24 protein-coding genes are annotated in these 26,769 nt (G+C 44.2%); 9 read left to right on the forward strand and 15 right to left on the reverse strand.

The genetic code is table 11. The annotated features are described in order from the left end of the window. Window positions 1–93 precede the first annotated feature (93 nt). Window positions 94–1,251, forward strand: coding sequence for an MFS transporter (locus G496_RS0101390; protein WP_027177696.1), 1,158 nt, complete (start codon window positions 94–96; stop codon window positions 1,249–1,251). A gap of 118 nt (window positions 1,252–1,369) precedes the next feature. Here the strand turns inward: G496_RS0101390 and G496_RS0101395 are convergent, their stop codons facing one another. Then, window positions 1,370–1,978 carry a PEP-CTERM domain protein gene (locus tag G496_RS0101395; protein ID WP_027177697.1) on the reverse strand — a complete coding sequence of 203 codons (609 nt, stop codon included), beginning with the start codon at window positions 1,976–1,978 and terminating at the stop codon, window positions 1,370–1,372. 195 nt (window positions 1,979–2,173) lie between these two features. On the opposite strand from G496_RS0101395, the gene G496_RS0101400 reads away from it, so the two are divergent. From G496_RS0101400 to G496_RS0101410, 3 genes are all read left to right on the forward strand, one after another. After that, window positions 2,174–2,509 carry an STAS domain-containing protein gene (locus tag G496_RS0101400; RefSeq protein WP_027177698.1) on the forward strand — a complete coding sequence of 112 codons (336 nt, stop codon included), beginning with the start codon at window positions 2,174–2,176 and terminating at the stop codon, window positions 2,507–2,509. 481 nt (window positions 2,510–2,990) lie between these two features. Continuing rightward, a complete protein-coding gene (locus G496_RS0101405; protein ID WP_027177699.1) occupies window positions 2,991–3,518 on the forward strand; it encodes a chemotaxis protein CheD in 528 nt (175 codons plus the stop codon). Window positions 3,519–3,848: 330 nt separating this feature from the next. Continuing rightward, window positions 3,849–4,157, forward strand: coding sequence for an Hpt domain-containing protein (locus G496_RS0101410; protein WP_027177700.1), 309 nt, complete (start codon window positions 3,849–3,851; stop codon window positions 4,155–4,157). 105 nt (window positions 4,158–4,262) lie between these two features. On the opposite strand, the gene uvrA is transcribed toward G496_RS0101410, so the two are convergent. From uvrA to G496_RS0101450, 6 genes are all read right to left on the reverse strand, one after another. After that, complete coding sequence (uvrA, locus tag G496_RS0101415) at window positions 4,263–7,013, reverse strand: excinuclease ABC subunit UvrA (protein WP_027177701.1); 2,751 nt, start codon at window positions 7,011–7,013, stop codon at window positions 4,263–4,265. 133 nt (window positions 7,014–7,146) lie between these two features. Further along, a complete protein-coding gene (locus G496_RS0101425; RefSeq protein ID WP_027177702.1) occupies window positions 7,147–7,926 on the reverse strand; it encodes an HD-GYP domain-containing protein in 780 nt (259 codons plus the stop codon). 90 nt (window positions 7,927–8,016) lie between these two features. After that, window positions 8,017–8,616, reverse strand: a complete 600-nt coding sequence (locus G496_RS0101430; RefSeq protein ID WP_156900568.1) for a VPLPA-CTERM sorting domain-containing protein — start codon at window positions 8,614–8,616, stop codon at window positions 8,017–8,019. Window positions 8,617–8,905: 289 nt separating this feature from the next. Continuing rightward, window positions 8,906–9,763 carry a bifunctional methylenetetrahydrofolate dehydrogenase/methenyltetrahydrofolate cyclohydrolase FolD gene (folD, locus tag G496_RS0101440; protein WP_027177704.1) on the reverse strand — a complete coding sequence of 286 codons (858 nt, stop codon included), beginning with the start codon at window positions 9,761–9,763 and terminating at the stop codon, window positions 8,906–8,908. Between the two features lie 281 nt (window positions 9,764–10,044). Further along, a complete protein-coding gene (gene eno / locus G496_RS0101445) occupies window positions 10,045–11,337 on the reverse strand; it encodes a phosphopyruvate hydratase (RefSeq protein ID WP_027177705.1) in 1,293 nt (430 codons plus the stop codon). A 138-nt stretch (window positions 11,338–11,475) separates the two neighbouring features. Next, window positions 11,476–12,258, reverse strand: a complete 783-nt coding sequence (locus G496_RS0101450; protein WP_027177706.1) for a type III pantothenate kinase — start codon at window positions 12,256–12,258, stop codon at window positions 11,476–11,478. A gap of 400 nt (window positions 12,259–12,658) precedes the next feature. Between G496_RS0101450 and G496_RS0101455 the strand changes: the two genes are divergently transcribed. The 4 genes from G496_RS0101455 (at window position 12,659) to G496_RS0101470 (ending at window position 16,349) form a co-directional block, all read left to right on the forward strand. After that, window positions 12,659–13,270, forward strand: a complete 612-nt coding sequence (locus tag G496_RS0101455; protein WP_027177707.1) for a MerR family transcriptional regulator — start codon at window positions 12,659–12,661, stop codon at window positions 13,268–13,270. Between the two features lie 127 nt (window positions 13,271–13,397). Further along, window positions 13,398–15,302 (forward strand): molecular chaperone HtpG, encoded by a 1,905-nt coding sequence (gene htpG, locus G496_RS0101460; RefSeq protein WP_027177708.1) that lies wholly within the window; start codon window positions 13,398–13,400, stop codon window positions 15,300–15,302. A gap of 235 nt (window positions 15,303–15,537) precedes the next feature. Beyond that, window positions 15,538–15,909 carry an Hpt domain-containing protein gene (locus G496_RS0101465; RefSeq protein ID WP_027177709.1) on the forward strand — a complete coding sequence of 124 codons (372 nt, stop codon included), beginning with the start codon at window positions 15,538–15,540 and terminating at the stop codon, window positions 15,907–15,909. A 59-nt stretch (window positions 15,910–15,968) separates the two neighbouring features. Further along, window positions 15,969–16,349, forward strand: a complete 381-nt coding sequence (locus G496_RS0101470; RefSeq protein WP_027177710.1) for a response regulator transcription factor — start codon at window positions 15,969–15,971, stop codon at window positions 16,347–16,349. 6 nt (window positions 16,350–16,355) lie between these two features. Here G496_RS0101470 and G496_RS0101475 read toward each other — a convergent pair whose 3' ends face one another. The 7 genes from G496_RS0101475 to G496_RS0101505 form a co-directional block, all read right to left on the reverse strand. Then, window positions 16,356–16,979, reverse strand: a complete 624-nt coding sequence (locus G496_RS0101475; RefSeq protein ID WP_027177711.1) for a LysE family translocator — start codon at window positions 16,977–16,979, stop codon at window positions 16,356–16,358. A 148-nt stretch (window positions 16,980–17,127) separates the two neighbouring features. Further along, on the reverse strand, window positions 17,128–17,628 hold the full coding sequence (gene purE / locus G496_RS0101480) for a 5-(carboxyamino)imidazole ribonucleotide mutase (RefSeq protein WP_027177712.1): 501 nt from the start codon (window positions 17,626–17,628) through the stop codon (window positions 17,128–17,130). After that, complete coding sequence (gene purD / locus G496_RS0101485; protein ID WP_027177713.1) at window positions 17,625–18,896, reverse strand: phosphoribosylamine--glycine ligase; 1,272 nt, start codon at window positions 18,894–18,896, stop codon at window positions 17,625–17,627. Before purD ends, purE begins: the two co-directional genes overlap by 4 nt. Window positions 18,897–18,961: 65 nt before the next feature. Further along, on the reverse strand, window positions 18,962–20,641 hold the full coding sequence (locus G496_RS0101490; protein ID WP_027177714.1) for a methyl-accepting chemotaxis protein: 1,680 nt from the start codon (window positions 20,639–20,641) through the stop codon (window positions 18,962–18,964). Between the two features lie 38 nt (window positions 20,642–20,679). Further along, the gene (locus G496_RS0101495) at window positions 20,680–23,193 is read right to left on the reverse strand and encodes a [protein-PII] uridylyltransferase family protein (protein ID WP_027177715.1); all 2,514 of its coding nucleotides are present in this window, start codon (window positions 23,191–23,193) and stop codon (window positions 20,680–20,682) included. Beyond that, complete coding sequence (locus tag G496_RS0101500; protein WP_027177716.1) at window positions 23,193–23,531, reverse strand: P-II family nitrogen regulator; 339 nt, start codon at window positions 23,529–23,531, stop codon at window positions 23,193–23,195. Before G496_RS0101500 ends, G496_RS0101495 begins: the two co-directional genes overlap by 1 nt. A 39-nt stretch (window positions 23,532–23,570) precedes the next feature. After that, entirely contained in the window at window positions 23,571–24,773 is a 1,203-nt protein-coding gene (locus G496_RS0101505) for an ammonium transporter (RefSeq protein ID WP_027177717.1), read from the reverse strand. A 547-nt stretch (window positions 24,774–25,320) separates the two neighbouring features. On the opposite strand from G496_RS0101505, the gene G496_RS18470 reads away from it, so the two are divergent. After that, window positions 25,321–26,262, forward strand: coding sequence for a metal ABC transporter solute-binding protein, Zn/Mn family (locus tag G496_RS18470; RefSeq protein WP_051294757.1), 942 nt, complete (start codon window positions 25,321–25,323; stop codon window positions 26,260–26,262). Between the two features lie 109 nt (window positions 26,263–26,371). Here the strand turns inward: G496_RS18470 and G496_RS0101515 are convergent, their stop codons facing one another. Continuing rightward, entirely contained in the window at window positions 26,372–26,608 is a 237-nt protein-coding gene (locus G496_RS0101515) for a hypothetical protein (protein WP_027177718.1), read from the reverse strand. Window positions 26,609–26,769 lie beyond the last annotated feature (161 nt).

The raw sequence follows: 26,769 nt of genomic DNA on the forward strand, positions 1-26,769 counted from the left end.
ACTTTATCTGCAATAAAACCTGCCGGACAATTTCAAGCCTCTGACAGCCGGGTAAACTGTTTCATAATAATTATTTAGTGCCCGAGGACAATAATGACCAATATAAACAACCGTAAAATGTACATTTTTCTGCTTATCCTCACTATAGCCTCAACCGTAGGCCTTCAGGGTTGGCGCACACTGATGAATAACTTTGCTGTGGAGGTCGCAGGACTTAACGGCGGACAGTTCGGATTTGTCGGATCAATAAGGGAACTGCCGGGATTCTTTTCACTGTTTGTGGTATATTTTCTGCTCATTTTCAAGGAGCATCATCTTGCGGCACTGTCAGTTATGATTACGGGTGTAGGTGTTGCTCTTGCCGGATTTATGCCCTCATACGCCGGGATTGCATTCACAACCTTACTGATGTCGTTCGGCTTCCACTATTATGAAACCATGAATCAGTCGCTGACACTTCAGTATTTCGGTTATTCTGAAGCACCGCTGGTGATGGGAAGAATGCGAAGCATGGCAGCGGCGACAAATATAACCATCGGAGTGGCTATTTTTCTTGCGTCCGGTTTTATGGGCTATTCTTCCATGTTTCTTGCTGCCGGGGGCATAGCCTTTGTTGCCGGTCTGGGATGCTGCTTTATGGACCCATCCTCTACGGAAATCCCTATACAGCATAAAAAAATGATTCTACGGCCCAAGTACTGGCTCTTTTACGCACTGACATTTCTGGCTGGAGCCAGAAGACAAATTTTTGTCGCTTTTGCCGTTTTCCTGCTGGTTAAAAAATTTGATTACTCTGTCCAGCAGGTCACAATGCTTTTTGTCTTCAATAATATAATCAACTATTTTTTAAATCCAATCATAGCAAAATCGGTCAACAAACTTGGCGAGCGAAAAATCCTTTCTATAGAATATGGATTTCTAGTAATAATATTTCTTGCATACGCTTTCACGGACAGCCCTATCATAGGCGGACTTCTCTATATTCTGGACAACATACTCTACAACTGTGCCATAGCAATTAAGACCTTCTTCCAGAAAATAGCTGATAAGCCTGATATTGCTCCGAGCATGGCGGTTGGTTTTACCATAAACCATATTGCCGCGGTATTTATACCAGCTCTTGGAGGAATTGCCTGGATGCAGGATTATAAAATTGTCTTCATCGGAGCTGCGGTTATGTCCGCGGCATCCTTTATTCTGGCTCAGTTTATTGACCGAGAACTTAAGCTGAAAGCTCTGAACAATGATTGATTTATCCAGCTATTGAATTCAATAAATCCAAATGAATATACGCTACAAATAATAAATCCTCCCGCTCAAAACTAAGCGGGAGGATTTTTCATTCAGATTCGGATTTAATGCCGGTCAGCTAGGCAAGCTTTCTGCGAAAGTAGCCTACTACAAAAAGGCCTGAGCCCATCAGCAGAAAAGCACCCGGTACCGGAGTCGGGGTGGCAGCTGAAGTTGAAATTCCCGTTATAACCAGATTTCCAAGATCAATCCGGGAAGAGTGCTTTCCGTTGGAATAAGCAATCTCGTAGGTATCAGTGAAGATATCCCCTACCTTAAAATCAGTGGGATCAAAGCCCCACTTTGTAAGGTACAGGTTTGAATTCTGGTTACCGGACTGCAAAACAGAAGCATAACCGAAGTCAGCACCCCAGTTAAGCTGGTCGCTATGGGCATTCTGGTTCTGTCCCATCAGGTTTCCAGACTCAAGAGCAGTGAAAAAGGTTCCACCGAGATCATATGTTCTTCCATTATGTGAAGTGGTTGAACCGATCTGGTCAGTATCAACAGAAACAATATAATTGAGTGTATCGCCCAAATGAATATCCGACTTATGTGCAAGCCAGCCCCCATCACGAATTCCACTAACTTTACCGGAAAGAGTTAGATATAGAGGAGATGCCGATGCTGGCAAACTTGATAGCAAAAAGACTGAAAAAAGGAAAAAAACCAATAACCTTCTACGCATTATGACCTCCCCAGACATAATTTTTTTTATATTGAAAATAAAGATATGTTTAAAAAAGTCAATTATTAATTATTTGGAATGCTGCTTATTAATCATGGTAGTCACTATCGTGACTGGCTCCTTTATCTGGACAAAATTAGATTTTTCCATGAAAATAGGAAATTAATTTTTAATTTCGCAAGGACAAAAAAGACAATGGAACTTAATAAGAAAAAGATCGGGGATGTAACTGTTATCGGAATAACTGGCAGAATGGATGCCATAACAACTTCGACCTATGACAGCTACATGGATAATATTATTAATGATGGCGAAATTAAAATCGTCATGGATTTCGGTAAACTGGATTATATTTCCAGTGCAGGCTTGCGTTCTGTGCTTACCACTGCAAAAAAATTAAAAACAGTTAATGGAATGCTGGCCTTTGCCAACCTGTCAGGAATGGTAAATGAAGTTTTCGAAATATCAGGTTTCGCATCAATGTTCAGTATTTATAACACTGAAGACGAAGCAATTGAAAAAATGAAATAGGAACTGAATAATTTATTGTATTGCGCTTCCACTTTTTTAAGTTCACACAATTTAGAAGACCTCTGACACGGCTTATTTAAAAGCTGAAAACATGTCGGCAGAATATTATCAGGTAATAATGACTCGATAAAAGGGAATTCCAGATATTTTGTATACAAACTGCTGCGGGCTAAATTTTAATTCAATTTATTTATCCCTAATGAACAAAGCCATAGTCTTTACTATCAAGCCTGCGGAATAACATAGTTTCATATTCTGAAATAGCATATCTTTTAAAATTAAATTTTAATACCTCCAGTTCTCTATCATCAAAATAAAACAGTCATTGAAGCAGTATTTTTTGAATCTATCATGGACAAAATCAGAATCATCCGTAAATGTTAGTTATGAGACTTCCCATCAGCTCTCACGCCTTCTTTTGTGTAAAAAAATCTGCTATTCATATTAATCTTTTTTATAACTTATGACCGCTAAGGTAAAAATGCAGAACTCCTGTATATTAAAGCCGCAGATATTCCTGCACACCGGTGACGTTTACATTGGTGTTTCTCCTACAATGGTTTCCACTGTGCTGGGATCATGTGTGGCTATAACCATGCACGAGCCTGCTATGGAACAGGGAATTATCTGTCACTCTTTTCTGCCGCGGGTTTCAGAATCAAGAGACCGCGTTAACGGCAGAATCCAGATATGCAGATACGTTGATACGGCTGTAGAACATCTGCTGCAAACCATGCTCAAGCTGGGGGCCAAAAAAAAGAATCTCGAAATCAAACTCTTTGGCGGATCAAACGGAATTGCCAATAAACGAGTTCGAGTTTCATCGGCCTTTTCAGTCGGGGAGCGGAATGTAAGCACCGCGTTGGAATGTTTGGCAAAACATTCTCTTAAGCCGATAGCAATGGACGTTGGCGGAAATGTAGGCAGAAAACTTTTTTTTGATACGCAGACAGGTGATATCTGGCTTAAACGTCTGGGTAAGTTAGGCTCATCACTAGCCGACAAATAACAATAGTAACTCAAGTCTCATAAAACAGTCCCTGAGCATACTCAAAAAAATCCTCATTTGAGAAGCTCTCTGCTTAATACTGGAGCAGAATTTCATAAAATCCATACCTATTGATCAGCTATAAAGCTAACTTCTATTTCATAGCCATTACACAATGCTTTGAAATAGATTGCTTTATTTTAAATACGAAAATAAAATATTTTTTTAAGGCAATTATATTTCCTGTGATCTTAAAAAATATATCAAAAAAGTGGAAAAATAATTTCTCATGACGTATTATAATAATAAACATTTGAAAAATTATATAACCTGTCAGCAAGAGATTTAATTATGAGCCAGAAATATAAGGTTACTGTAGATTCCGAGTTAGAAGAGATTATGCCCAGATATATTGAAATAAGACTCAATGAACTGGAAGAACTTGAAAAATATCTAGCTGAAAAAAATGCTGAAGCAGTTAGAATGCTGGGCCACAGACTGAAAGGAACGGGTGCTTCATATGGAATAGAAGAGCTCACGGACATAGGTGCAGCAATTGAAGATATTGCGAAAACAGGTTCTTTTGCAGGGATTGCTGAACATACCAAAAGGCTCCGCTATATACTTGAAAATATAGAAATAGAATATGAAGATATGTAAAACATTTCTTTAGAGATATAAGGCTTATTCTTAAAACAAAAAAACAGGCAGCATCCCCTATCTACAAGGATACTGCCTGTTTTATTTTTATATACCATCAGGAGGCTACTGATTTAAAAATCTTCCGGTAACGGAATTACTGTCAGCGGCAATTTCTTCAGGAATTCCTTTGGCAACTATATTTCCACCGGATTCTCCGCCGCCGGGTCCAAGATCGAACACATAGTCAGAAGCCTTGATAACATCGATATTATGTTCAATAACAACAACGGTCGCACCCTTATCAACCAGTTGCTGCAACACTTTAATCAGCTTGCCCACTTCGTGCATGTGAAGTCCGGTAGTAGGTTCATCAAGGATGTAAAGGGTACCGGGAAGACTGCGCTTTCCAAGCTCACGCGATATTTTGATACGCTGGGCTTCACCGCCTGAGAGTGTTGTCGCAGGCTGTCCGAGCTGTAAATATTCAAGACCGACCTGCTCCAGCACCTCCAGCCTTCTGCTTAAGGTCTGATGATTCTCAAAAAATGATTTTGCCTGCCGGACAGTCATATCAAGGACCTCGGCAATATTGAGTCCCTTGTAATCGACTTCCAGAGTCTGGCTGTTATAGCGCTGCCCTCCGCAGACATCACACTTTACATAAACATCCGGTAAAAAGTGCATCTCAACACGAATCTGCCCGTCGCCACGGCATGCTTCACACCTTCCACCACGGACGTTGAAACTGAATCTTCCCGGTTTGTAGCCACGCTTTCTGGCCTCTTTGGTCGAGGCAAATATATTTCTTATTTCATCAAAAATTTTAGTATAAGTTGCCGGATTCGATCTGGGTGTTCTACCAATAGGCGACTGATCTATTGAAACAATTTTTTCAATTTTCTCCAGTCCATCAATGCCGGATATCTGTCCGGGCTGATCAACCTTGGTTCCCCTTGCAAGAGCAATGTGCTTGTACATGGAGTCGACAACAAGAGAACTTTTCCCGGAACCGGAAACACCTGTAAAACAGGTTAAAACGCCCAGAGGAACATCAACATCAAGATTTTTAAGGTTGTTTGTGCGAACACCTTTAAGCTTTATCCAGTCTTTAGGTTTACGCCGTGTTTCCGGGCGTTCTATCTCCAGCTCTCCGCGAAGATATTTTGCGGTCAGCGACTGAGACTTGTTGAGAAGTTTATCCACGCTGCCCTGAAAAACAATCTCTCCACCGAGCATTCCAGAGCCCGGTCCCAGCTCAATAACATGGTCAGCACTCTTGATGGTGGCATCATCGTGCTCTACCACCAGCACGGTATTCCCCCGTGACTGCAATGAACGCAGAGTATTAAGCAGTCTTTCGTTATCACGGGGATGCAGACCTATGGAAGGTTCATCAAGAACATAGGTAACCCCGACAAGCCCGGAACCAAGCTGCCCGGCAAGGCGGATGCGCTGAGCTTCACCACCGGAAAGGGTTGCCATATTCCGACCCAGACTAAGATAATCAAGCCCGACATTGACCATAAATCCAATGCGATGAATAAGCTCTTTCAGCAGAGGCTCGGCAATCAGCAGTTCATGGCCTTCAAATTTAAGTTCTTTAAGCCACTCGAGAGCCCTGCTGATAGACATGGAGCAAAAATCAAAAATACTGACACCATCAACTTTAACGGCAAGTGACTCCGGCCTGAGTCTTGCCCCATTACACTCCGGACATGGTCTGCTCTGCCGGAATCTGGACAGCTCATCTCTCCAGATATGGCCGAGATTCTGACCGACTTCCAGCAATGGAACCACTCCCTCCCAGCCAAGAGATTGATCTCCGTAGAACAGAGCCTTGCCTGCTTCATCGGAAAAATCACCAAGCGGCGTATCAACCTTAAACCCGTATTTTTTGCCCAGCTTGCGAAAACGCTCTTCATATCTGGCATACATCTTAGGAGATTTCCAAGGAATGATTGCACCTGTTTTAAGCGACAATCCCTTGTTGGGAGCCAGAAGATCAGGTTCGTAATAATCCACACTTCCTATACCGGAACAGACAGGACATGCCCCCTGAGGGCTGTTGAATGAAAAAAGCTGCGGAGAAAGTTTAGGCATGCTTATTTTACAGGACGGACAGGTGGACATGGTGGAGAGATAAATATCTTTGCCCCCCACAATGGAAACTATGAGAGAATCATCTCCGTACCGCAAAGCCAGCTCAACTGAATCGCCAAGCCTTTTTTTTATTTCAGGCTTGACCACAAGGCGGTCAACCACAAGTTCTATAGTGTGCTTGCGGTTCTTTTCAAGATCAGGGACATCATCAATACCCAAAATCTCACCATTAACACGGACCCTGACAAAACCTTCGCGTTTCAGTTTTGCCAGCAGATCTTTATGGGTGCCTTTCTGATGATCCACAAGCGGAGCCATCAAAATAATCTTGCTTCCGGGATCAAAGGAAAGAATGTTGGAAACTATTTCATCCGAAGTCTGTGCTTCAATAGGTTTGCCACATTGAGGGCAGTGAAATTTTCCAAGTCTGGCAAAAAAGACTCTCAGAAAGTCATAAATTTCGGTTACAGTTCCAACTGTTGAGCGTGGGTTTCTTGAGGTCGACTGCTGCTCCAGCGAGATTGCCGGGGACAATCCTTCAATTTTATCAACTTTGGGCTTATCAAGCTGAGGCAGAAACTGCCTTGCATAAGCGGAGAGAGATTCCACATAGCGCCTCTGTCCTTCTGCATATACTATATCAAATGACAGAGTAGATTTTCCTGAACCGGAAGGACCGCAGACAACGACAAGTTCATCCCTTGGAATATCAAGAGTAAGATTTTTTAAATTGTGCTGCCTTGCACCTTCGATATGGATACTTTTATGAGACATATTTATTCACAAACACCTGAAATATATTTTTATAAAATAGCGGCAGTTGCACGGCCGGATTCATTATCAATCACAAGTGCAGAGAATAATCACGAACAGCATGAAGGCAAGCTTATCAGTAATGATTATTAAATTATTTTTTATCGGAACAAAACTGCATACCGTTCTGTTCTATCTCATCAATAAAAATTTCAACCAGCTCAGGGTCAAGTGAGGGTCCTGCCAGCTTTCTCAATATTTCAAAAGCCTGTTCGCATTCTCTGGCTTTCTGGTAATTTCTATTGGTGGTAATGGCGTCAAATACATCGGCAATACTTATTATCTTAGCCCCGTCAGGAATCTCATCCCCATGGAGTCCTCTAGGATACCCTGTGCCGTCCATACGTTCATGGTGGCAGCGGATATATTCCAAAGATGGTCTCAGAAATGAAAGCCCCTGAAGCATATCATAACCCCACTGGGGATGCAGTCGAATTTCGTGCAGCATCTCCTCGTCAGGGCAGGTGTCCGTATTACTAAAAAGAGTGTCGCTGAAGCCTATCTTACCCATATCATGCAGAACCCCGGCAATGCGGACCTGCTCGATAAAGTCACTATCATATCCTCTTCTTACGGCAAGACGGGAGGCATAGCATCCAACCCTGTCACCATGTCCGCTTGTATATGAATCACGAAGCCCGAGAGCCCTTGCAGCGGAGCTTACAGTTTCAAGCGTACTCCTCTTCAGGTCCTCATGCGCCTGTTCCAGTTCGAATTCTCTGGCCTCAATGCGGACCATCATCAACCCTACAGACTCAGCAACTTCACGAATAAGCGGTCCATATTCTTCTCCAGTCAGGGCCATTATATCATTGGAATAGTTCCCTGCGGAAATTTCCTGAATGCATGTGATAAGCTCGGTTAGTCCTTTCATAGTGCCACTCTCAATATTTTTGACACTATTATAATAAAAAAAAAGGCTCCCCTCAATGGGAAGCCTTATTAATTGTTCTTTAGGGTCAAGCTAGGCTGACTTTGTAAATCTGCGTCTCATAAAACCGACGACACCAAGTCCGCCGATGAGCATCAATCCGCTTGCACCGATAGGAGTTGGTGCGGCGTTTGAGATGGAAGTTACAACTACGTTAGTCAGGTTAATTCCGGTATTTCTGCCATTAATATAGGATGATTCCTGAAGTCTGTTAATTATTGAGCCCTCTGCAAGACTATTTATGGAAGAAACCCAGCTGTTGAGAATAACGGTGGAGTACTCATTACTGGTCTGTGTATACAGACTGCTTGAACCCTTACTTCCGTCACCCCACTTCTGCTGCTCATTACCAGCATCTCCAAGAAGGTTACCAGTGCTCAGAGAAGTATAATAACTTCCAGTATGATCATACTGTCCGTTTGACTGGATATGGTATCCGATCTTGTCAGTATCAACTTCGACAACATAGGTTAAAGTATCACCGACATTTATACCGGAATCCTTTACATTTCCCCACAGCTGACTGCGATTGTTAACAGTTCCCTGCAAAGTGAGGTAGACAGATGAAGCCTGAGCTGCCAATGGAAAAACCAGGCCTAAAAATAAAAACAGTGTTAAAAGCTTAATTCTCATATTCCCCCCGACCTTATTTATATTATTTGAAAAAACAGTATTTTTTAAATTAAGCACTTTCCGTGCCACAAAAACAACTTTTTGCTAAACTATAATTAATACTAATACTGATTTCACTGTAAGGCAAGATGATGAAAAAAATTTATAACACAAAATCTTTTCAAATAAATATTTATAAAGGGACTAACGCTGTAACAAAGCCGTTTTCAGCAGTCAAAAAATACCCCCTGCGCAGGTCAACTACCCGGCACAGGGGGATAATTTTCTATAAAATGCTCAAAAATTTTATTTACGAATTGTGATTTTTAAAAGCTTCAACAGTATTTGCAAGAAGCTGGGCGATAGTCATCGGGCCGACACCGCCGGGGACAGGTGTCATTGCTTTGGCTGTCTCTTTTATAGCTTCATAGTCACAATCGCCTACAAGACCTTCGTCAGTGCGGTTGATACCTACATCAACAACAACAGCACCGTCTTTAACCATTTCCTTTTTAACGAATTTAGGAATTCCGATTGCGGCAAAAACAAAATCGGCCCCTTTGACTTCTTCGGCAAGTCCGGCAGTGCGGGAATGACAGACAGTCACAGTCGCATTAGCAAAATCGCCGTACTGCATAAGCATCATTGCCAGAGGTTTTCCGACAATATTTGATCGTCCGATCACAACAGCTTTCTTGCCGGAAGTAGGCAGATTATATCTTTCCAGAAGGGTAATTATTCCTGCCGGGGTACAGGAGCGGAATCCGGGCAGGCCAAGCATGAGCTTGCCGACATTGACAGGATGAAATCCGTCAACGTCTTTGCCGGGATCAATAAGTTCAAGGCACTTCTGACTGTCCAGCCCTTTGGGCAGAGGCAGTTGCAGCAAAATTCCGTCAACAGAATCATCATTATTTAATTTCAGGATCAGATCTTCAAGCTCATCCTGACTGACGCCGGCATCAATTTTATATGCGGTTGAGACTATCCCGGCTTTTTCGCAGGCTATTTCCTTATTGCGGACATAGACCTTGGAGGCAGGATCTTCGCCCACAAGGATAACTGCCAATCCCGGAGCACGGCCGAATTTTTCTTTCAGGCCTTCAATTTCAACTCTGAGTTCTTCACGGACCGCAAGGGCGGTTTCCTTACCATTCAAAACTATCATAGTCCGGTTCCTCGGCCTGGGGCCTTTTACCTCCGGCTGACCGTTGCAGGATATGAAAAATACCGAACCCTGAATTTTCAGAGCATCCCCAACAATGTCACAATATAAATTCCCGGAGAATTTATTTTTATGCTGAAAAACAACTGTGCCAATCTGCTAAAAATCTCAGGGCTGTGAATATGAATCCACAGCCCTGAGTTGAAGAGCTTTTAAAAAGGGGGATAACCCCTTTAAGCCTTGCAGGCAACCATTAACAACGGCATTAAAGCCGTGTGTCAATTCTAGTCTTCGCCAAAGAAAGAAGCTTTAAGAGCAGGTCCGTAGTACATTCCTTCATCTTCAAGGTCTTCCTCTATGCGCAGAAGCTGATTATATTTTGCAAGCCTGTCACTGCGGCAGAGTGAACCGGACTTGATCTGACCGGCATTAAGTCCGACGGCAAGGTCAGCAATAAAATGGTCTGATGTTTCACCTGAACGGTGGGAAACTACTGTGGAGTAGCCTGCCTGTTTGGCAAGTTCCATAGTATCCAGAGTTTCAGTAACTGTGCCGATCTGGTTCAATTTGATAAGAATTGAGTTGGAAACTCCGCGATCAATTCCTTCGGCAAGGATATCAGGGTTGGTGACAAAAATATCATCACCTACAAGCTGAATTCTTTCACCGAGATTATCAGTCATGATTTCCCAGCCTTCCCAGTCGCCTTCTGCGAGTCCGTCTTCAATTGAAATGAGCGGGAAGCGATCGCAGAAATCCTGATAGAACTCAATAAGTTCTTCAGAAGTAAACTCTTTGTTTTCTCCTGCAAGCACATACTTTCCGTCTTTATAAAATTCGGAAGCAGCGGCATCGATGGCAAGAGCTATGTCTTTTCCGGGAGTGTATCCGGCAGCTTCAATAGCTTTGATTATATATTCAAATGCTTCAGCATGGGAGCTGAGGTTCGGGGCAAATCCGCCTTCATCACCAACAGCGGTGTTGTGGCCGTCAGCAGCGAGGATGGATTTCAGTGAATGGAAAGTTTCAGAGCCCATACGCAGAGCTTCACGGAAAGATTCCGCACCGATAGGCATGATCATGAATTCCTGAATATCAAGATTGTTCGGAGCATGCTCTCCGCCATTGATGATGTTCATCATCGGGGCAGGCAGAATTTTAGCATTAACACCACCGAGGTACTGATAAAGAGGAAGTCCGAGCATGTTTGCTGCCGCACGGGCTACAGCCATGGAAACGCCAAGCATTGCATTTGCACCGAGGCGTGATTTGTTCTCGGTTCCGTCAAGATCGATGAGCATATTATCTATGGCGACCTGACGCAGAGCATCCTGTCCTACAATGGCATCGGCTATTTCTTCACGGATGTTATTAACCGCAGTCTGAACACCTTTTCCTTTGTAGCGGGTCTTGTCACCGTCACGCAGTTCGAGAGCCTCGCGTGTTCCGGTTGACGCACCGGAAGGAACGGCAGCGCGTCCTACAGCTCCGGACTCAAGGGCAACTTCAACTTCAACAGTGGGGTTGCCTCTGGAATCAAGAATTTCTCTGGCCCAAACAGCGATAATGGTACTCATGTAACTACTCCTTGAATTATGTTCGTACATTTCCGACATCCTGTGCCGGCCCCGGAGAAACTCCGGTATTTCCTTGTTTAGTTGAATCCGTATCAATCTATACCCGGAAAGATACGACTGTTTCAAACAAAAAACAGTTTACTTACGATTGAACCAGCTCATCCTCAATCCGTCCAGCAGAAGAGATGGAACGGTGCGGTCAATAGCATCACATACATTAGCTATACGCAAGGCAAAACCGCCGGTGGCTACGAGCTCGGCTTCCCCGCCGAGAGTGGCTCTCAAGCGGCTGGACAGCCCTTCCACCATAGAAGCAAAACCAAAAATAAGTCCCTGATTCAGGCTGTCCGTAGTACTGCGTCCGGGATGAATAGTCTCGGACTCCAGTTCCAGCGTGATATGGGGCAGCTTTGCCGTTCCCGAAGACAGCGCCTTGGCAGACGAAAGAACTCCCGGACAGATCAGTCCGCCCAGATATTCATTCCCTTTAACACAGTCAAAGGTCGTTGCGGTACCGAAATCGACCACAATAAGATTCTCGGCAGAGCTCAACTTTCTTGCAGCTAAAGCCGTTACCAGCCTGTCCGCCCCTACTTCCCAGGGTCTTTCATACCTGTTGATGAGATCAATTTTAAGCTCATCAGGAACAAAACGGATCGGACAACCGCAAAATCGACTCACAGCTCCGCGTAACAGGGGATTCATGGGAGGGACAACTGATGAAACGGCAGCACCGGAAATTTTATCGGGTGAGATACCCGCAGCGCGACATATTTCCACCAGTTTCAATCCGAATGAATCAGAAGTTTCCCGCGGATCTGACGGGACCACGTAAGATTCTATCAGATTCTCCCTGTTGGAAAAACCTATTTTCGTATTGGTGTTACCGACATCAAAAAGAAGTATTATTTCCGAATTCAATTAAAACTCCGCCACATGGCATAAGCAACTATGTCCGGCTCAAGCGTTCGCTGTAAACAACCTTCCAGTTAAAAAAGCGTTACTGAAAAGCTGCATCAGGCCACGTCTGCCATTCACTAAAAAAACATAACACACAATGGAAACCTTAACAAAAAAAAGCGGGACCGGAAAAGGTTATGCAATTCCAACCCGATCTATGAATTTCTGCGGGTAACTCATATATTTTCGCATTGCAATATATACGAGTCACCATCTTTTCCCACGCGTGAAGCTTTAACGTAGAAATAAACTAAAAGCTATTGTTCCACAGGCATGTATTGACTTAAGGGCAAATGAAAACTAGAATTTGAAAGGCTATATAATTTTATTTCTATATAACTCAGAAGGCGGAGTATCAGCAGTGTCTGACAAAAAATTGCTTTCCATTGCGGAAATAGCCAGAGAGCTTGAAGTTCCTGAATCGACCCTCCACTACTGGAAGAACCGTTTTTCACAATACCTGCCGAGCATGGGCAAAAAGCGTCAGAAAAGATTTAAGCCCGAAGCAATAGAAATTTTTAAAATTATCTCTAAAAGGCTGAAACAGGGGCATACCGCAGAAGATGTAATGTCTGAGCTTTCAAGAATGTTCCCGGTAAATGTTTCGATAATGGAATCTGAAAGTTCCTCAGATTCAGCAGTCCAGCACTATAACGACAATTCCAGCGATAAATCCTTGCAGATTGCTTCCACAATAGGTGCTGAAATCGCCCGTTCAATTACCGAAGGACTGAAACACATCATACCCCAGACATCTGCCGCACCTTCACTGCCCGGAACATTGCACGAGGATGTGGAACAGGCTGTCTGCCTTCTGACTGAACAAGGGGAGGAAGTTGAGCAGCTCAAAGATGAAAATAAAGTTTTAAAAGAAAAACTCTGCATCATGGAAGCGGAAATGATCCGTCTGCGCAAGGATCGCAGAGAACTTGAAAAATACCTTCTTGACAAGCTCAAAGCCGTGACTAAATAGGCATAGTCGCGGGCAAACTCTTTTTATACAGGCAGTTATACCCCGCCTTATTACTAAATCACAATATCTCATTGCACCTTCCGGCATGCCGGACGGCTCGATTTTCTATTAATCGGAGGACTTTTACATGGCTGAAACAACAGAAAAAATTGAGTTTAAAGCTGAAATTAGCCAGCTTCTGGACATCCTTGTACACTCACTCTACACCAACCGTGAAATTTTTGTACGCGAACTTGTCTCAAACGCTTCCGATGCTCTGGACAAAATGCGTTTCGAAGTGACCAGAAACCCTGATCTTGCTGATGATACAGAGCCGGAAATCAAACTTTCAGTTGATGAAGAAGCAAAAACAATCACTATCTCAGATACCGGTATAGGTATGACCAGAGATGAAGTTGTTTCCAACCTTGGAACAATCGCCCATTCAGGTTCAGCTGAATTCGTTAAACTCGCAGCTGAGAAAAGCGAAAGTCTCGACAGCCTTATCGGTCGTTTCGGTGTAGGATTCTATTCTGTCTACATGGTTGCCGACAAAGTTAAAGTTACCACTAAATCCTATCAGGACGGGGCAAAAGCTCTTATCTGGGAATCCGATGGTAAAACCGGCTACGAAATCACCGAGACCGAAGTTGATTTTGCTCATGGAACTTCCATCGAAATTTTTGTCAACGAAGAGAATACCTCACGTTTCCTCAGTGAATCCGCACTTAAAGATATCATCAAAAGACACTCAAACTTTGTTTCCTTCCCGATCGTTGTAGGTGATGAGAGAGTCAACACCGTAACAGCACTCTGGCGTGAACCTAAATTCCAGATCAAGCAGGAACAGTATGAAGAATTCTACAAATTCCTGACTTACGATTCTGATGCGCCTATTGACACTCTGCACTTCTCCGTAGATGCACCGGTTCAGTTCAACAGTCTGCTGTTTATTCCTAAAAAAGATCTGGATATCTTCGGTATGGACCGCGAAAACTGGGGGCTTGACCTTTACGTCCGCCGTGTACTTATCGAACGCCAGAACAAAAATCTGCTTCCCCAGTATTTGAGCTTTGTCAAAGGTGTTGTTGATACTGAGGATCTGCCTCTCAACATCTCCCGTGAAACTCTTCAGGACAACCTGCTGATCGGCAAAATCAGTACTACCCTGACAAAGCAGGTCCTCGGCCAGCTTGAAAAAATGGCTAAAGATGACACTGAAAAGTATGCTGAATTCTGGGCTGCCCACTCAAAAATATTCAAAGCAGGTTACACCGACTTCCTGAATAAAGACCTCTGGTCCAAACTGCTGCGCTTTGAATCTTCTGTTGAATCAGAAGAGACCAAAGGCCTTGTATCTTTTGAAGAATACATTGAACGGGCAAAAGATGACCAGAAAGAAATCTACTACGCTTATGTTGCCAGCCGCGAAGCAGCCAAGCTGAACCCGCATCTTGAAATATTCCGCCACAAAGGAATTGAAGTTCTTTATCTCTATGAGCCGATTGATGAATTTGTCATGGAGACTCTCGGAGAATTTAACGAGTTCAAACTGGTAGCGGCTGAACATGCCAACACTGAAACTCTGGACAAATTCGAAACCATCGAAAAAGAAGATGAGCCGGAACCTCTTAATGAAGAGCAGACTCATGACATGGAAGAGCTGGTCAAAAAGATGAAGGAAATCCTTGGCGACAAGGTTGTGGAAGTAAAAATGTCCAACCGTCTCAGCGACAGCCCCTGCCGTCTTGTAAACCCTGACGGCGGTATGACTTCATCAATGGAAAAAATCATGCGTGCTATGAATAAAGACAATTCCATTCCGCCGAAAACAATGGAGATAAACGGCAAGCATCCCCTTCTCCGTTCTCTGCTGAATGTCTTTGAAAAGAATCCTGATGATGATTTTATTGCCCTCTCAACCAGACAGCTGCATGAATCAGCTCTGCTGCTTGAAGGATACCTTGATGATCCTCACGCTCTTGTAGGCAGAATTCAGGATCTGCTCACCCGTGCAGGCGGCTGGTATTCCGAGCTGGAAAATAAAAATTAGTCTACTATTTTAATATCTTGTTTTGGTTAAGGAGTGTCCCGAGGGGCACTCCTTTTTTTATGTTCTGCAACTATAATAGTTTTAGAAAAACTGTGTATTGTGAAATGATCCAGCTGTACAGATTTAAATCGAGTTATAAATAACAGCCTTACTTAACTTTTAAAGTGCCATACTTATAAAATCTGTTATAATATGTTTCAAAGTAAAGTTTAAGAATGATATAGAGAAATAAAGTATGGCATTAAATTTTTCCGATTTTAACAGTGAGCACCTCGATTTTGATGCAGCTTTGACCCGTTTTCTGAATGACGATGAAATTCTATGGGACGCAATTGAAATTTTTCTTGTGGATGCACCGGAAAGATTGCAGAAGATGAGACAACTGCTATCTGAAAAAAATCTGGACAGCCTTGCAAAGGAAACCCACAAGCTGAAAAGCGAGTCCGGAACAGTAGGAGCCGTTATAGCCCAACGCCTATGTTCTGAGCTTGAAGATTGCGCTCTTAAGAACAATTCTGAATCTTCCGAAAAGCTCTTAGGGCAGATTTCAGAAGAAATAACCTTAGTAATAGGCACGTTTTCCCGGATAAAAGAGACCGACTTTTAGTATTTTTATTCTCGGACTAATTATAACCGAAGCAACATTCTACTTACATGGTTTCAAGTATGACAAAACTGCTTCTTATAGACGACGATCAAAAAATTCTGGACCTGCTGCAACTCTACCTTGCACAGGACAACTTCACATTTCTTCTCGCCAATGATGGAAATGAAGGGATGGAACTCTTTCTGGAAAATTCTGTAGATCTGGTCATAATGGATATATTTATGCCCAACATGGATGGCATCCAGACCATTATTGAAATGAAAAACAAGAAAAACTGTTGTCCTATCCTGATTATTTCAGGTGGAGGGGAACTCACCGGGCTTGAATTCCTGCGGCAGGCAAAAGCTCTGGGAGCTGACGAGGCCATGGTTAAGCCATTCAGCAAAGACGAGCTTAGAAAAACAGTTCAATCTCTGCTGACAGGTCATGGCAGGTCATAGATCAGCTTATTCTCTAACTGAAGCCAGACCTATCCCGAATGAAATAAAAACCGTTCCCATAATTTTATTCATGTATCTTCCAACAAAACTGTTGCTGAAAGCATTTTTTACTCTCGAACCGAAGAACGCATAAATCATCATACATGAGAATGCGATCAGAACCAGAATACCGAGCAGCGCAGCCCATGAGCTGAGTTGAGTTCCAGACTCACTTATAAACTGCGGGAACAGAGCGGTAAAAAATATGATTGCCTTAGGGTTGCCCGCCGCTACGCAAAATCCCTGCCTGAACAGGCTGATAAAGCTCTTGTTATTATGATCGTGTTCCAGTTTCTTTTCCTGCTTATTTTTGCTGAACATCATGTTCAGTCCCAGCCAGACAAGATATGCGGCACCGGCATACTTCACTACGGAAAAAGCTGTTTCCGATGCTGCAAGCAAGGCACCAAGACCTGCCATGGAAATGACCGCCTGTAAAAATGAAGCTGTTGCATTGCCCAGTGCTGTAGCGATTGTTCTTCTGGCTCCGTAACGAATACCGTGCGTAAGAGCCAGCACCATGCTAGGGCCGGGAATGATGGAAGCCAGAAAAACTGTCAGTGAATAAATAAGTAAAAACTGTAAGGACATAACAAACGGGACCTTCATTAAAAAGACAAGACGGCGAACCTGCTGTCTTTAATCAATATTTGTGCGGCATAAAATCAATCAGAAAAGCGGTGCCTTAAAAGACACCGCTCTTTATCAGATTTATTAAGCTGAAATGCAAGAGACTGAATCAGTTCTCAGCTTCAATTTCAGCTGCGGCTTCTTCGACTTTGGCAACAAATTCCTGACGGGCCGCTTTGATTTTTTCTGTAAGGCTTTCATCATGCAAAGCCAGAATCTGTGCAGCCATCCATGCAGCGTTTCTTGCTCCGACTTTATCAAGAGCAAGAGTTCCAACCGGGAAGCCCGGAGGCATCTGGACAGTTGCCAGCATTGCATCCATCCCACCTAAAGGAGACCCGCAGATGGGAACACCAAGAACAGGTTTTATAGTCTTAGCGGCTACAGCTCCGGCAAGGTGGGCGGCAAGCCCGGCAGCACAGATAAAAACTTCGCAGCCTTTTTCTTCCAGTTCACCGACAAGCCTGGCAGTACGCTCAGGAGTCCGGTGAGCCGATGAAACAGTAAAATGATAAGGGATTTCCAATTTCTTAAGAATATCAATGCAGGGCTGCATTTTATCCTTATCTGAAATTGAACCCATAAATACAGCTACCTTGGGACAACTCATTTTTTCAAACCCTTGTCGCCGATATCACGGCGGAAATAAGATTTCTCAAAACCGATCCTTTCCACAGCCCGATATGCACGAGCCTTGGCATCAGCAAGGTCGGTACCCAGAGCGGTAACTCCAAGAACCCTGCCTCCGCTGGAAAGAGTCTTCTCATCTTTATATTCGGTTCCGGCCTGAAAGACCTTAACCTTGTCATCCTCTTCGGCTTTATCGAATCCGGTAAGTTCCATACCTTTGGGATAGCTTCCCGGATAACCTTCTGCGCTCATAACAACGCAGATAGCTGTTTCCGGAGTTACCTTGACTTCTACCTCGTCAAGACGGCCTTCAATGCAGGCCATCATTATGCTGGCAAGATCACAGTCAAGACGCATCAGCAGCGGCTGGCATTCCGGATCTCCGAAGCGGACGTTATATTCCAGAACAAAGGGTCCGTTCTCAGTATACATCAACCCTGCGTAAAGGATACCGACAAACGGCTCCCCTTTTGCAGCAAGATGTTTCAATATCGGTTTGATACATATATCGGCAGTTTCTTCATATTTATCTGCCGGAAGAATCGGTGCGGGGCTGTAGGCTCCCATACCGCCGGTATTCGGGCCTGTATCCCCTTCACCAACAGCTTTATGATCCTGAGCTGAAGGCAGGAGGGCATAATCTTCTCCAGAGCAGAAAGCCAGAAAAGAGGCTTCTTCACCTTTAAGAGCTTCTTCAACAACAACGCGCTCTCCGGCTGAGCCAAAATCGCGTTTAACCATCATTGACTCAAGAGCCTCTAGGGCTTCTTCAGTTGTGGTGGCTACAACTACACCTTTTCCGGCAGCCAGACCGTCAGCCTTGATAACGATAGGAGCACCCTTCTTTTCCACAAAAGCACAGGCCCGCTCATACTCGTCAAAAACCTGAAACGGTGCGGTAGGAACACCGGAATCATGCATAACCATTTTACTAAAAGCCTTGCTGCCTTCAAGATTGGCTGCAAAAGCATTGGGACCGAAACATGGGATTCCTTCTTTAACAAGGGCATTCTGCAACCCGAGCACCAGAGGGACTTCCGGTCCTGCAACAACCAGATCTATTTTATTTTCTTTGGCAAAACTGACAATGCCGGGGAGATCGTTGTCCTTGACCGGGATATTGGTTCCCTCAAGACGGGTTCCGCCATTACCGGGCGCAATAAAAATTTCGCTGACTTTGGGACTTTGACGAAGCTTCCACGCAAGGGCATGCTCTCTGCCACCAGAACCGACTACAAGTACTTTCATGTTGTTACTCTCCGTTTGTGAACTACCGCTGACTTAGATAAATATCATTATTTTGGCAAGACAGATCAATTTGAGGATATGCGCACATCAGCAGCTATAACCCCCATGATATTCCCCTTGGAATCACGGAACGGGCTGGAAACAGTGATACAATTTTTCCCCGAAGCTGAAGACTCATAGACATCTGAAATAAATAACGTCTGATTTTCAACAGCCTCTTTAAACCAGTCTCTGTCAGACCATTTTTGACCGTAAGCACTTTTATCCTCGGCATAATGGTCAACCGCTCCACTGATATTGCTGACGCTTTGAACCCCGTGCTTATCGGTAATATAAAGGAGTTCAAGGAAATCATTTTCACGAACAGCCTGGCGCATGGCTTTTTCCTGTCTGCTTCTTTCGAGCGAAAGAACATCCTCGGAACGGGAAAGAAAGTTAATAACTTCCTGCGCTGTACCTTCACCGACAAGTCTGAATACCCCTATCATGGTTTCAAGCTGTTCCACCCGTTTACCGAGATTTTCCAGCGCACCGGATGCTCCGCGCATTGCTCCGCCTGTGGACTCTGAAATATCATGAACTCTGGAAACAGCATCACTGACTTCCCTGCTGGCTTGAAACTGCTGCTCCGCCTGAGAAGCAATAAAGCTGATACGCTCAGCACTCTTGCCTGCAAATTCAACAATTGAAGCCAGAGCTTTTCCTGATTCAGAGGATAGATCCGCCGCATCTTCAGCAAGGCCGGATATCTTTCCGACTCCGTCCATGGTGTTACGGACCTCTGCCTGTATGGATTCAATGGCCACACCGACATCTTTTGTAGCTTCCATGGTTTTTTCGGCAAGCTTGCGGACTTCGTCAGCAACAACAGCAAAACCTTTACCGGCTTCACCAGCTCTCGCAGCTTCTATCGCAGCATTCAGGGCCAATAAATTGGTCTGATCTGCAATATCAGAAATTACGCCGATAATGCTGCCAATGCTTTCAGCATGAGAACCAAGACCGTCTACAAGACCGTTAAGCTTTTCCGAAGAACCTGACACCAGTTTAATCGCTGCAATAGTTTTTTCAACAACATCTTCACCATTTTCAGCTTCACGGACAGCAGCCTTGGCATCCTCAGCACTTTCTTCAGCATTTCTTGCAGACTCACCGATTGAAGCATTCATCTGTTCAATCGATGTCACTACGGAACCTAAATAATCAAGCTGACTTTCAGCTCCTTTGCTGGCCTCACCGGAAAATTCACCAAGCTCGGAACTTTCGCTTTTGATACCATGAGCGGCAGAATCGAGAGTATTGGCCGCAGAAAGAAATCCTGCGCACCTTGCCGCTTCGGATTTCTCACGTACAACTTCAACCATTTTAAAACATTTATCCGCACGCTCTTTTTCCGTGGCAAGAGCTGATTCAATTTTGTTTTTCTGCTGCACAATCTCATTAATAAATGAATCAAGTGATTCCATTTCAGGAATAGCGGTGCATAAATATTCAGGAAGTTCTGAACTCTTTCCGGCTGTATGATTCCGCGCCCACTCCGCAAGGGAAAAGTTAGCATTTCTGACAACAGCTGAGGCATAAAATGCGGTAAAAGCTGTAGTCAGAAACATTACTCCACATAGAATTACGGACCAGATCAGTCCGTCAGATCCATTTGATAGCGAGGGGGAAAAAATAAGGGCGAGGCAACAAAGCAAAACAACGGTTAAATTTGCAAACAGGAGGGCAGTAATCCTACGGGGCATCTTTTACTCCGAAGTCGGCATGCGACTTACTGTTGGTGTCAATTCCGGGGGCAGGATGCGAACTTAAGAGCCTGAACCAATTCTTCCAGATGGTCATTATCGACTATTTTTCGTCCGTCTACTCCGCATAAATGAAAAGCATCAAAAACTTTTACTCCGGAAGTACAAATTCTTGCCATTTTAATTTCGGCGTTCATACGGGAGAACACCTGACTTATATCATAAAGCAGACCGGTTCTGTCGCCAGTCTGAACTTCAACAATAGTGGAATTTTCGCTGGAGTCATTATCCAATGAGATCACCACGGGGATTCCTGCCCCGCATGAGCCTTCCAAAGGAGAACTCCTTTTTTTATGCAGCCGGTAATCCAGAGCCAGCCGCCCGGTCATTGCATATAAAATGGACCGCTGCGCTCTTTCCAGAACATCTTCGGGCAGGACATCATCACCGGATCTGCGCAGAGTAAAAACATTCAGGGAGGTCTGATCAGACCAGTTGAAAACCTCAGCGGAAAGAACATCCAGCCCGTGCAGGGAAAAAACTCCGGCCTGTGTGGAAAACAACATAGGCTGATCCATCGCCGCGACAACGACCTGAACCATATCCCTTACACGCGAGCACTCCCTTATTAAATTAACTCCGATCCCGCCCCGCCCGGCAGGTTTGCGAACCATGTCTTTTGCCAGAATATCCTGAAATTCTTTAACAACGTGCAGATGCTTTACTATAGCTTCAGCATCAAAGGAGAGTAAATACCTTTCAGGCATGGAATCTAGAGACTTTTCAAGAAAAGCTTTACCGACAGTTCCGGCACCCAGCTCGCGGATTCGGGACCTGCGTTTCAAAATAAGATCTTCACCGCTTCCAATACTTCTGCCTTCAAAACTGCTGTAAAGCTTTGAATACAATTCCCGCAGCAACCCTCCGCTCCAGCTGTTCCAGACCCGTGGTCCGGTTGCCATGGAGTCTGCCACAGTAAGCACAAATAACATTTTCAGCCGTCTCAGACTTCCAACTTTGCGGACAAGTTCAGCAACGGAAAAAGCATCACTCAAATCTATACGCCTTGCAGCATGAACCAGCAACAAGTGTTCTCTTATAAGGAATATCACATCAGCAGAGTCTTCACCTTTGATTCCAGCCTGCTCCATGATAGCTGCAGCTATTTCCGCTCCGCGTGAACTGTGGTCTGAACTGCCTTTGGCAATATCGTGAAGTAAAGCTGCAAGAACCAGAATATCAATATCGCCACCGGTAAGCCCGTCTGCACCGGAAAATTCATCATCTGATATTTTAATCGCATTACGGACGGCAAAAAGGGCGTGGCGCCCCGGTGTATGCTGATGGTAGCCGTCAAAAGGAACAAGCCGGGAAGCTTTTGAAAAATCTGGCAGAATTACGGAAAGCAAGCCGGAATCAAGCATCTCAAGTGAAGTTTTCCAACCGTATGGAGCACGCAGAATTTCTATCAGGGCAGGTATTGTTTTTTTCAGGTCACATTCTGAGGAGGGATCAATTGATGAAACAAGACGTCTGGCCCGTCTGCTTAGCGGAAGTCCGCTTTCTGATTTTAATCTGAATAATGAAACCGCACCGTTAATTCCATCTTGACCATTCCAGTCTATAGTTCTGCAAGAAGAACAGAAACCTTCCCGGTACAAAGCATCTCCCATGCTCCGTATTCCGATCATGGAATTATGAATCTCCGCCAGCAGTTTTTCTCCCCGCCGGGCAGGATTGTAATCCCGGATTCCGCAAAGGGCTGCTACATCCGGCAGCATTTCCAGTATCAGCCTGTCTTTTTTTCTACCGGCAACAAGATGCAGAGCCGAGCGGGCTTCATCCAGACATTTATGATATTCTGCCAGCTTTTTGAAATCTTCATCACCAAGTGGTCCCCAGCTCTTGAGAACACGATGCGTCCAGAAAATAAAATCAAGATCACGCAATCCGCCCCAGCCCTCTTTAAGATCAGGTTCGAGCACCACACAATCCATGTCGGAACCTTTGCGGATTCTGTCCTCCCACAAGGTTTCAACAAGATCATTTCCTGATGAGGGTAAAACTACGGAAGCGAGTTCATCTTGAAGCTTTTGCGCCGGGCCGGGGTCTCCTGCCAAAAAGCGTATATCAAGCAAAGAAGTAAAAACCTTGAAATCTGAAGCAGCAAGTTTGATGTTCTCTTTGACACTTCTAACTCCATGCCCGACATCAAACTTTAAATCCCAGAGGGGATACAAAAGAAAAGAGACCAGATCCTCAAGATTGCACTCCGGTTTTCTGCCGGTGACAATAAGGACATCAATATCGGAAAAAGGAGCTAGACGGCCTCTTCCGTAACCGCCTACGGCTGTAATACTGAGATCACCGCTGGCAGTGAAAAGTCCTTCCTTTTCAGCTTCAAGAATTCTGGTTTTGAAGTAACCGTCCATAAGCCGTGCCATATTCAGGCTTAAATCTTCGGCAACCCGCCTTGAACATGAGGCCAGAAGGAGATCCCTTCCGGCCTCAAGAGCGCCCACGGCTGAGGACAGCTCCTCTTCAAAATTCATCAGATGGCGTCCCTTCCGGTTTCGCCGGTTCTGATTCTCACGGTTTCTTCAACCGGAGTTACAAAAATCTTTCCGTCTCCGACTTTTCCAGTCAGAGCAGAATTACGGACTGCATCAATAACTTCCGGCACCAGTTCAGCTTCGACAACAATCTCAATCTTTATTTTGGTGATGAAGTCAACACGATATTCAGCTCCGCGATATATTTCCTTATGGCCGCCCTGACGTCCGAACCCTTTGACCTCGGTGATAGTCATTCCCTTCACACCAAGTGCTTTCACAGCTTCCTTAACGTCTTCAACCTTGAACGGTCTGACAATTATCTCTATTTTTTTCATGCACTACTCTCCTGATCCTGTTTACCTGTTCAACAGCATTTAATATTGATAACCTGTTTCGCTATGTTCTGAAACATCAAGCCCGTTGACTTCTGCTTCTTCACTTACCCGAAGACCTATATAACGGTCCACAATCTTAAGCAGTATCCAGCTTACCACAAAGCAGTATCCCCATGTAGCAATAACTGAAACCAACTGGATCATAAATTGTGCCGGATGCCCGTAAACAAGACCTTCGGCTCCGATGCTGGCAAAAAGCCCGGTAGCGAGTGCGCCCCATGTTCCGCCAATGCCATGAATGCCTACAACATCAAGAGAATCATCATATCCGAGAACTGATTTGAGGAGAACACCAGCATAACAGATCATACCGCCGATAAAACCAATCAGGATGGAAGCCATAGGAGTGACAAATCCGGCAGCCGGAGTGAGAGCAACAAGACCGGCAACAGCACCGGATGCGGCTCCAAGAGTGGTCGGTTTGCCTGAATGAATTTTTTCCACCAGCAGCCAGCCGAGCATTGCTGCGGCAGCGCCGAAGTGGGTGGTTACAAAAGCGTTGGCAGCAACCCCGTTGGCTGCAAGAGCACTGCCGGCATTAAATCCAAACCAGCCGAACCAGAGTATGCTGGCTCCCAGAAGAGTCATGGGAAGATTATGAGGGATAAATGCTTCACGGCCATATCCCTTTCTCTTTCCTATATATATACATGCAGCAAGGGCTGCTGCGGCAGAACTCATGTGGACAACGGCACCACCGGCAAAATCCAGAGCTCCCATTTTGGCCATCCAGCCTCCGCCCCAGACCCAGTGACACATGGGGGCATAAACAAAAATCAGCCATAGAGATGAAAAAACCACCAGCGCACTGAATTTCATCCGTTCAGCAAAAGCACCGGTAATAAGAGCCGGGGTGATAACCGCAAACATGCACTGAAAAATCATGAACAGCAGGTGCGGAAGATTGGAAGCAGGGCTGTTCACTGTATCCATGCCCACGCCCTGTAAGGCAAAGAAATCAAATCCACCGATCAGAGTTCCGATATCGCTGCCAAAAGCCAGTGTGTAACCTACAATAGCCCACAGTACCGACATTATACCCAGCATTATAAAGCTTTGCATAACCGTACCGAGAACATTTTTACTGCGGGTCATACCGGCATAAAATAAAGCCAGCCCCGGAGTCATAAACATAACCAAAGCCGAACAAATTAAAATAAAAGCAGTATCAGCGAAATTCATCAGATAAATTCTCCCACACAAACGACCTGTCCTGAATCGGTCTTTTGAAAGTTAAGCGGACACTGAAGAGTAAAATATGTAATTAAACATCTTCATTTTACAAAATTGATAAATTAGATCGAAAATAAAGTTCAACTCAGAAAGTTTGATTGTAAATATGTCAAAATTGAATTTTATTCCAGTATGAAAATGGCCTCAAATTATATTTTATACATTTTTAGAAAAACAGATATTACATTATATGATAAGAACTAACTTTTTTTCAAATTGCGAAACAAAATTTTATTACTCACAGAGCATCGCTCCAGGCAGACCATAAGACTGCTTTCTCACAAACTCAGAACATATCCGAAAAATGGACCATCCCTCCTGTCCCTGCTCACCATCCAAAAAATAGCTGAATTATAAACTCTAAATCAGGTTACAATATTTTAGGCAGATAAAGCAAAACCGCGTTGACATAAGCAGACCGAAGTAGCATGTAATTTCCCATACGCTCTTAAATGGTATCAGCCGCCTTTCATTTTCAAACATCGGAGAAAATCAGATGAGAATCAGACTCAAAATTATTATCACTCTTGCTTTGTCGATTTTAACTGTGGCTGCAGTTCAGGCTTCCGCCGCAGATTTGAAGGTTATGGTTTCAATCGTCCCTCAAAAATATTTTGTCGACAGAATTGCAGGAGACCTTGCCGAAACCACGGTCATGGTAAAACCCGGAAGCAGCCCGGCAACCTACGAACCCAAACCAAGCCAGATGGCCGCGCTCAGTGCTTCATCAATTTACTTTGCAATCGGAGTTCCGTTTGAAAAAGCGTGGCTGCCAAGGTTTCATTCAGCCAATGAGCACATGGAAATAGTGGATCTGTCCCAATCAGTAGTCAGAATGGCGATGAAAGGACATCACCACCATGAAAAAGAACATCACAATGAAAAGATGAAAGAAACTGATATGCATCATGAAATGCATGAGCACATGTCTGCCGGACATGGACATCATTTTATGCCTGACCCGCACATCTGGCTTTCCCCGGCACTTGTAAGAGTCATGATCATGGATATCCGTAACGCACTGATAAAAGCCGACCCTGCACATGAAAGCGTCTATGAAAGCAACTATCTTGATTTTGTAAAGGATATAAACAGTCTTGATTCAGAACTGGCTAAATCCTTCAAAAACTCAGATGGAAAATCCTTCATGGTCTACCATCCTTCATGGGGATATATGGCTAAAGCATACGGACTGCACCAGATTCCAATTGAACTTGAAGGAAAGGAACCAAGCCCTAAAGAGCTGGCCCAGTTTATTGATCTTGCTGAAAAAATGTCGATCAAGGCTATTTTCATACAGCCGCAGTTTTCGAAAAAAAGCGCACAGGCTATAGCTCAAGCCATAGGAGCCAAAGTTCTTGTTGCTGATCCGCTCGCCTATGACTGGATGGAGAATTTGAAAAATGTCGGCAGCCAGTTTCTTGATAATGTAAAATAATTGCAGAATTAATTTTTAAAATACAAAATAAATAATGTAGGCACAAAAAATTAGGGCCGGCTGAGTATCTCAGCCGGCCCTTTAAGAAACTAGGCAATATAAAAGAAAATTAAATTACTAAAAGAGTGCAGGTTACCAGTGCTGCCAGCATTGGAGCCTTTAACCACTTTAAGGTGTAGTGCTCTTTGGTGGAAAGTTCTTCAGAAATAGAAGCACGCAAATCTTTGAAACTTTTTTCAAGTTCACGTTCACGCTCACTTCTCTCTTTTCTGGCCAGCTTTACGTCAGCCCTCAGACCTTGCATATACTGCTTATGATTTTCTACAATGGTTGATGTATCAAACACGCTGATCTCTCCGCAATAAAAGCTCAAAAGGGATATATAGTGGAGGACTGATGACCCCGGAGGGGTCGGGGAGGTGGAGTGGGGCCACCAGTCCCTACTTGACGAACAAGTAACTTGTACTGCCATTAGCATTTGACGTGCCAAAAGTTTCCAAAATTTTA

The organism is Maridesulfovibrio bastinii DSM 16055, assembly GCF_000429985.1.
Taxonomy (GTDB): Bacteria; Desulfobacterota; Desulfovibrionia; order Desulfovibrionales; family Desulfovibrionaceae; genus Maridesulfovibrio; species Maridesulfovibrio bastinii.